The sequence below is a fragment of the Occallatibacter sp. genome (assembly GCF_049582745.1).
In the GTDB taxonomy this organism is placed as follows: Bacteria; Acidobacteriota; Terriglobia; order Terriglobales; family Acidobacteriaceae; genus Telmatobacter.
The window spans coordinates 44847-53153 of sequence record NZ_JBAUUO010000037.1 but is presented as its reverse complement, the minus strand read 5'-3'; the positions used below and the strand labels follow the sequence as shown (position 1 = coordinate 53153).

Annotated in this window: 8 protein-coding genes; all 8 read left to right on the top strand. The window is 59.3% G+C overall.

Annotated features, from left to right (window positions below):
• Positions 1-1493 (top strand): outer membrane protein assembly factor BamD (bamD, locus tag WCA10_RS04835; RefSeq protein WP_472821367.1); only part of this gene is annotated, 1493 nt, incomplete at its 5' end.
• 71 nt (positions 1494-1564) lie between these two features.
• Positions 1565-1798 carry a membrane dipeptidase gene (locus tag WCA10_RS04830; RefSeq protein WP_472821366.1) on the top strand — a complete coding sequence of 78 codons (234 nt, stop codon included), beginning with the start codon at positions 1565-1567 and terminating at the stop codon, positions 1796-1798.
• Positions 1799-1803: 5 nt separating this feature from the next.
• The gene (locus WCA10_RS04825) at positions 1804-1932 is read left to right on the top strand and encodes a membrane dipeptidase (RefSeq protein WP_472821368.1); all 129 of its coding nucleotides are present in this window, start codon (positions 1804-1806) and stop codon (positions 1930-1932) included.
• An 81-nt stretch (positions 1933-2013) separates the two neighbouring features.
• Positions 2014-4872 (top strand): valine--tRNA ligase, encoded by a 2859-nt coding sequence (locus WCA10_RS04820; RefSeq protein ID WP_472821365.1) that lies wholly within the window; start codon positions 2014-2016, stop codon positions 4870-4872.
• A 64-nt stretch (positions 4873-4936) separates the two neighbouring features.
• Positions 4937-5608, top strand: a complete 672-nt coding sequence (locus tag WCA10_RS04815; protein WP_472821364.1) for a J domain-containing protein — start codon at positions 4937-4939, stop codon at positions 5606-5608.
• An 18-nt stretch (positions 5609-5626) separates the two neighbouring features.
• The gene (gene nadC, locus WCA10_RS04810) at positions 5627-6517 is read left to right on the top strand and encodes a carboxylating nicotinate-nucleotide diphosphorylase (RefSeq protein WP_472821363.1); all 891 of its coding nucleotides are present in this window, start codon (positions 5627-5629) and stop codon (positions 6515-6517) included.
• A 2-nt stretch (positions 6518-6519) separates the two neighbouring features.
• A complete protein-coding gene (locus tag WCA10_RS04805) occupies positions 6520-7302 on the top strand; it encodes a biotin--[acetyl-CoA-carboxylase] ligase (protein WP_472821362.1) in 783 nt (260 codons plus the stop codon).
• Between the two features lie 8 nt (positions 7303-7310).
• Positions 7311-8156 (top strand): type III pantothenate kinase, encoded by an 846-nt coding sequence (locus WCA10_RS04800; RefSeq protein WP_472821361.1) that lies wholly within the window; start codon positions 7311-7313, stop codon positions 8154-8156.
• Positions 8157-8307 lie beyond the last annotated feature (151 nt).

Genomic DNA, 8307 nt, shown 5'->3' with positions numbered 1-8307 from the left:
TTGTTCTGGCGCTTGGCGGAGTTGCAGCCAATGCGAAGGAAAAGCAACCCAAAAAGAAGAAGAACTTCGACCTGAGCGCCAACCCGCTCAAGGATGTCAATTCAAAGCAGCCTGACAAAGAGCTCTTCGACAAGGCCATGATCGCGTTGAAAAAGGGACGCTACGATGTGGCGCGTCTTGACCTGCAGACCATGCTCAACACCTATCCCGATTCGGAATACCGGATGCGCGCGAAGCTGGCGGTGGGCGACAGCTGGTTCAAGGAAGGCGGGACCGCGGCACTGACGCAAGCCGAAAGCGAATACAAGGACTTCATCACCTTCTTCCCCAACGCGCCGGAGGCAGCGGAGGCGCAGATGAAGGTGGGCGACATCTACTACCAGCAGATGGAAAAGCCCGACCGCGACTACAACAATGCGCAAGATGCAGAACGCGAATACCGGACCATGATCAACATGTTCCCGGACTCGCCACTGATTCCGCGGGCAAAACAGAAGCTGCGCGACGTGCAGGAGGTTCTGGCGGAGCGCGAGACGCAGATCGGGCTCTACTATGAGAGCCGCGAGAACTTCCCCGCATCGATCGCCCGGCTGGAGACGGTGGTGGATACGTACCCGCTGTACTCGAAGAGCGACCAGGCGTTGCTGGCGATCGGCGATGCCTACGCCGGCATAGCGCGCTCGGTGCTCATTGCGCCGGGCCTGAATGGTGCAGTGCGTGAGCGTCTGCACGCCATGTACGAGGACAAAGCTGCGGCGGCGTATGCGAAGGTGATCACGCGGTACCCGATGGCGCCGCACGTTGAAGATGCACGCGACCGCCTGGTAGCGATGAATCGTGCCGTACCGGAGCCGTCGGACGCAGCGGTGGCCGAGAACGATGCGGAACAGAAGAGCATGCGGCCGATCCGGTTCACTGACAATGTGCTGGGGATCATCAAGCGCGGTCCGACAATGGTGGAAGCCGCGCACGTGGGCGAGCCTTCGCTGGAGGATCCGAAGCGGACGCTGGCACCGGACGTAAACAAGGAGAATGTCGCACTCTTCAAAGAGGCGCTGAACGAAGGTAAGCCGGCCGCGGCCGCCGCGGTGAACCCGACCGGACCGAACGAGCCGCCCCGCAGCGATCAGCCTTCCAATGTTCCGCTTGCTCCCCCCCCGGGGAGCGGTGGAACCGGTGTGGGCGTGACGATTGTGAATGCTCCAAACGGAGACGCTGCAGCTACGCCGAGCGGCAATGACGCCGTTCCGGCAGGCACGCCGGGTGATCCGAACAACGCGTTGGTGAAGCCTGTTGGCCCCAACAATACGGTTCTGCCGCCCGTCGAGAAGCCTGCTGAAGCGCCGATGCCGGTGAATGACATCAAGTCGGGTGCAGCGCAGCAGCCAACGCAGGCAAGTGGAAAAGAGAAGAAGCCGAAAGTCAACCTGGACGAGCAGTCCTCGAGCAAGAAGAAAAAGAAGAAGGGTCTGGGCAAGCTGAACCCGTTCTAAAGACAGAGAACGAAAAGCAGGGAACAAGGGAACGAGGCAAAGGGCCGCATCCGGTGAGGGTGCGGCTCTTTGTGTTTCGGTTGGTGACAAGCGATTCACGTACCGCGGGGAACGCCGAGCCGGTGACGATCGACGACGTGGTGGATCATTACGACCATGTGCGGGACCTGGTGGGGATTGAGCATGTAGGTGTCGGGTCCGACGTCGGATTGAAAGCAACGATCTCGCCTCGCCTGAGAAACTCAAGTCGATCCTGGCCGGTGCCGATCACCGGTATCGAGTTCACGGAACCCATGAAGTGGTGACAGGCATGGAAGGGCCGAACGGCATGTGGGAACTGTGCTCGGCGCTGGCGAGGCGCGGATACACCGACGAGCATATACGCCTGGTACTGGGCGGGAATTGGGTGAGGGTTCTGAAAGAGATATGGGGAAGCTGATAAAGTTGAGGTTGGTCCTCTCGCTCGCAACTCTCACTCGGAGACGCCGGCGCAAATCCGGGGGACTCGCCTTCTAACCCCATGCCACACGACCTGCCAAAAGCGTACGACCCTACTGCCATTGAAGATAAATGGGCGGAATACTGGGTGCGCGAGAAACTGTTTGCGCAGCCGACTCCGAGCGAAGCAGATCGCCTCGACGGCGATTCCTCGTTCACGATCCTGCTGCCGCCGCCGAATGTGACGGGCAACCTGCACATGGGGCACATGTTCGAGCACACGGAGAGCGACATTCTGATGCGGTGGCATCGGATGCGCGGCCAGCGCGTGCTTTGGATTCCGGGAACGGATCACGCCGGAATCGCAACGCAGATGCTGGTGGAGCGGCAGGTTACGAGCGAAGGCACGACGCGCGAGCAGATGGGCCGCGAGAAATTTGTAGAGCGGGTGTGGGAGTGGCGGCGGCATTATGGCGGCGCGATTCTCGGACAGATGAAGCGGCTGGGCGCGTCGGTCGATTGGGATCGCGAATACTTCACCATGGACGAGCGGCTTTCAGTAGCGGTGCGTGAGGCGTTTGTCCGGCTTTACGAGGAGGGGCTGATCTATCGCGGCGCCTACATTGTGAACTGGTGCCCGCGCTGCCAGACGGCGATCAGCGATCTTGAAGTGGTGTATGACGAGCACAAGGGGCACTTGTGGGAGATCAAGTATCCAGTCATTGGAGGCGATGGCAAGGACAGCGGCGAGTTTCTGACCGTCGCAACGACGCGGCCGGAGACGATGCTGGGCGACGTGGCTGTGGCCGTACATCCTGACGACGAGCGCTACAAACATCTGCATGGGAAGAAGCTGCGGCTGCCGCTGGTGGGGCGCGAGATTCCGGTGGTGCTGGACGAATGGGTAAGTCCGGAATTTGGGACCGGCGCGGTGAAGGTGACGCCGGCGCACGACCCGAACGATTTTGCGCTGGGGCAGCGGCACGATCTGCCTTTGATCAACGTGATGGACGATACGGCGCACATCAACGCAGAGGGCGGGGTGTACGCGGGGCTGGACCGGTTTGTGGCGCGCAAGAAGATTGTTGCGGACCTCGAAGAGATGAGCCTGCTGGCGGGCATCAAGGACCACGTGAACAACGTGGGGCACTGCGACCGTTGCAAGACCGTCGTGGAGCCGCGGCTGTCGCTGCAGTGGTTCATCAAGATTCAGCCGCTGGCCGACAAGGCGATTGCGGCGGTGAAGGAAGGACACATCAAGTTCACGCCGGAGATGTACGGGAAGACGTTCCTGAACTGGATGGAGAACATCCACGACTGGTGCATCTCGCGGCAGCTTTGGTGGGGACATCGGATACCGGCGTGGCATTGCGCTGTGTGCCACAAGATCACGGTGGGGCGCCAGAATCCGGCGAAGTGTGCGCATTGCGGGTCGGAGCAGATCACGCAGTCGACGGATGTGCTGGATACGTGGTTTTCTTCTGGGCTGCTGCCGGTGTCGGTGTTTGGGTGGCCGAATATTAGGGCGGAGAACCGCGGAGATTTCGACGCGTTTTATCCGACGAGTTTGCTGGTGACGGGTTTTGACATTCTGTTTTTCTGGGTGGCCCGGATGATCATGCTGGGCTGCTGGTTTGCGGACGATGTAAAGATGCCGGACGGATCGACACGCACGCTGAAGGATTCGGTTCCATTTCGCGAGGTGTACATTCACGCGCTGGTGCGGGATGCGAATCGCGAGAAGATGTCGAAGACCAAGGGGAACGTGGTCGACCCCATCGAGATTGTGAAGCAGTACGGGACCGATGCAGTGCGGTTCACGCTGGCGTCGATGGCCTCGCCGGGGACGGATATTGCGTTCAGTGTGGCGCGGACGGAGGGCTATCGGGCGTTTGCGAACAAGATATGGAATGCGGCGCGATTCATTTTTATGAATGTCGATCGGGCCGCAGAGGCAGGAATTCCTCTGATCGCATTGGGCGCCTTTTCTAAGGTGAGTAAGGACGGGTTGCTCAGCGTTCCCACCATTCTTCAGCCGGACACACCGATTGAGGCACGGTGGATTATGGCGTTGGTCTACAAGACCGCCGCTCAAGTAAACACCTCTCTTGAAAATTATCGATTTGATGAGGCCGCGAATATCATTTACCAGTTTTTCTGGGGAAGCTTTTGTGACTGGTATCTGGAGATAGTTAAGATTCGGCTAGATTTCACTCTGGTTCCACAGCTTGATGGCTCGCAGCCACAGGCAGAATTTGATGAGGAGTTGAGCCAGCGAGTGGGGCAGATATCTCTCGCGCTTGGCAATCTTCTACTCGTGTTCGAGACCTCTCTGCGTTTGCTGTCACCGTTTATGCCATTTCTGACGGAGGAGATTTGGCACGCTGTGTACGACGGCAAGCCTCCCAGGAATTCCATTGCACTTGCGAGATTTCCAAATCCTGGGAAGCTGGCCGACCTCCCGATGCCAGTGATCGAGGAGATGGCTCTCTTGCAAAACCTAATTGTGGAAGTCCGCGCGCTGCGCAAGGAGATCGGCGTAGAAGAGAAGGCTTTGGTGCCGATCGAGGTCCGCATTGATGCAGACTTGAAAGGGGTCATCAGCGAGAATCTCGCGATTGTCGAGCGGCTAGCGCGGGTGAGCGAGGTAAAGTTTGTCGATCAAATCTCGGCGGGGCTTGCGAGGCACTCCACGTCTCAATTCGATATGGCAGTGATCTACGAACGAAAGATCGACGTTGCAGCAGAGCGCGCGAAGAAGGACAAGGAAATCGCGAAGCAAGAGAAGATCATTGCGAACTCTGATCGCCAGCTGAATAATCCTGGTTTCACGGCCAAGGCTCCGCCGCACATTGTCGAGGGCTTGAAAAAACAACGGGACGAGGCACAGCAGTTGCTCGACAAGTTGCGCAGGGATCTCGATTCTCTGCCGCCCGAGTAAGCGGTCGCGGCGAATGGCGTGTGTATGCAGAGATTGCCTTCAGCATTCCAGAATCCTTGGAATCGTGCAGCCGCCGAAGTCGAAGGCGGCGATCCACAAGGCGTATCGGGCCGCGGCCAAGCTATGGCATCCGGATCGTTTTGAAGGCAACCAGAAGAAGCGTCTAGAGGCGGAAGAGCGGTTCAAGCGCATTCATGCGGCCTACCAGGCGCTTTGCGTGCATTTCGAGAACCCGACGAGAGAGCTGCCTGAGGCAGATTTTGTTTCTCCCATCCGCAGGATTCCGACGCCGACCATACATTTCGGGGGCGCGCCGGATTGTTTTGTGGCGCCACATTTTCCTGCCCGCATTCGCGAGGCTATTGCAGGTGCTCGCGTCGAGAACTCGGACCCTCCCGTGGGGTTTATCGACCTGTCGACCGGATCGGCGCGCAGTTCGCACTTCATTCTCTTGACGGGGCACCGAATGTATGTCCGCGACCCCAAGGGGCTCCTGTCGGTGGTGTGGTATTCAGACCTGGGAGACGTTGACCTTGTTGATTCGCAGGCGGGGAAGAAGCCGGGCGCGTGGCAAAGAATTGCCGAAACCCTCGCGGGGAAGGCGCAGCGATATTCGCTCAGGATCTGCCGGCTGAATGGAACTCTATTTCGGGAGTTGACGGACCGACCGGATGACAGGGTGAAGAAAGTTGTTTATAACTTTCTACGACAAATGAAATCGAATTGGCAGTCTTGAACATCGAAAGAAGAACGAATGGACTGGAAGAGCCATCGCGTAGACGCATTGCTGGAGCAGGCCCTGCTGGAAGACAAGGCTGTGAGCGATGCCACGACCAACATAACCATCGATCAGAACCTGCGCGCTTCCGCCTCGATCATTGCGCGACAGGAGATGGTGGTGGCCGGGCTGGGAGCGGTGCCCCGTTTGCTCGAGATCTTCGCGCGGCTCGATCCGCGGCCAGCGGCGCACACGCGATTCGACGTGGTCAGCCACCCGGAGATTTTTGATGGCGTGCGCGTGCGCAAGGGCCAGATACTCGCGGTAATTCGCCACAATGCGCGGGTACTGTTGAGCTGCGAACGCGTGATCCTGAACCTGATGCAGCACCTGAGCGGGATCGCCACGCTTACCCGACAATACGTGGATGCAATCCAGGGAACGAAGGCCCGCGTGCTTGATACGCGCAAGACCGTGCCGGGGATGCGCGCGCTGGAGAAATACGCTGTTCTCTGCGGCGGTGGGACGAACCATCGGCTCGATCTGTCGTCGGGAATTCTGATCAAGAACAATCACATTTCGCTTGGCGGCGGATTGCGCGCGGCGCTCACCAACGCTTTGGAGAAGCGGAAGCCAGGCAACCGGATCGAAGTGGAAGTGCGTACGCAGAAGGAACTGGAAGAAGCGCTCGAATACGGCGCGGAGGCGATCTTGCTGGACAATATGACGCCAGCGCAGGTGCAGACGTCGGTGGAGCGGATTCGCAAGGAAGATCGCTGGATTCCGATTGAGGCGTCGGGCGGCATTGTGCTCGACAACATTCGCGCCTACGCCGAAGCGGGAGCGGACTTTATCAGCGTTGGCGCGCTTACGCACTCCGCCAAGGCCGCGGATATCTCGATGCGCATTGTTGCGGAGCCTGCCTGAGCGTGTACGACCTCGCCGCACTGGAGAAGGAACTCGCTGGCACTATTTTCGCGGGAAAATTGCATTTTTCTTCTGTAACCGGATCGACCAACACCGATGCGCTGGCTGCGGCGCGTCTTGGGGCGCCTCATGGGTCCGTCTTTTTTACCGATGAGCAGACGGCGGGACGCGGGCGGGGAGATCACAGGTGGCGTTCGGTTGCCGGCGAGGGCCTTTACGTGAGTGTCCTGTTGCGTCCGGACATTGTACCGGCGTACCTGCCGATGATTCCGTTGGTCACGGGCCTCGCTGCAGCCTGGGCTATCGGCTCGGCGGGACTGAGTGTCGACATCCGCTGGCCGAACGATCTGCTCATCGGCGATCGTAAGACAGGCGGCATTCTGGTGGAATCGAAGACCGATGCGAACGCTGCGGCGCTGGTCGTAATCGGCATCGGAATCAACGTCCACCAGCGAGAATTCGAAGCCGACCTGTCGACCTCGGCGACCTCGCTTGACATCGAATCCGGCCGTACAATCAGCCGCCAGGCGCTGCTGATTGCCCTGCTAGAATCGCTGCAGCGAGAAACCTGGGGGCTGTACGATGCCGCAGTTGTAGCGGCGATTCCAGCACGTGTGGCGCTCGAGTCAACCTGGCTTTGGAACCGTCAGGTCGAGGTTCACGGGCCGCAATCGTGCGTAGGCATTACTGCAGGTCTGGACGGGAACGGTTTCCTGCGGGTGCGTACCGATCATGGAATCGTGACGGTGCAGACGGGCGGCATTCGCGCCGCGGAGACGGAATAAGAACGACGATGCTGCTTGCGGTCGATGTGGGAAACACGAATACGGTGCTGGGGCTTTACCGGCTCGACGCGGAGGCGGGACTTCCGCCGAAGGGCGCGGCTGTTGCAGCGAAGGACAGGTTTGACCTGACCGCGCACTGGCGCCTCACCACGCATCGCACGCAGACGGTCGACGAGTACGGTGTTTTTTTTGTGAAGCTGTTTGAGATGCATGGCCTGTCACCGAGCCAGGTGACGCATATCATCATCTCTTCGGTGGTGCCGCCGCTGGACTCGACGCTGCGGCAGGTTTGCGAGACGTATTTCCATCTCGATCCGCTATTCGTGGAGCCGGGCATCAAGACGGGGATGCCGGTGCTTGTGGACAATCCGACAGAGCTTGGCGCGGACCGGCTGGCCGATTGCATTGCGGCAATTGAAAGATATGGCGGGCCATGCATCGTGGTGGATTTCGGCACGGCGACGAAGTTTGAGGTGATCTCAGAAAAGGGCGAATACCTGGGCGGGGCGATTGCGCCGGGGCTGGGATTGAGCGCGGAAGCACTGTTTTCGCGTGCGGCACGCCTGAGCCGGGTGGAGATCAAGCGGCCGGAAAAGGTGATCGGCACCAACACGGTGGGGCATCTGCAGAGCGGGTTGTACTACGGATACATCGGGTTGGTGGATGGCATTCTCGATCGCATTTTTGCCGAGCTGGGACAGAAGCCGCGCGTGATTGCTACCGGGGGTCTGGCACGGATGGTTGCGGCGGACTCGCACTACATCTCTGAGATCGACGATCTGCTGACACTGGACGGGCTGCGCATTCTTTTCGAGCGAAATCGCAGTGTGCGGCCGCGCGGGCGCGCACACTGATGTGGTGAGTCCGAAGTTTTTAAAGGAAACCAGGAAATCGAAAAGCGGACTCTTCGCTCACCACCCCCAAACTGAAAAACGTCTGGGGCCCCGTTCACTCAGAATGACACCGCCAATTACGCGAAGATTCTTCGACTCGGGATGTTAGTGC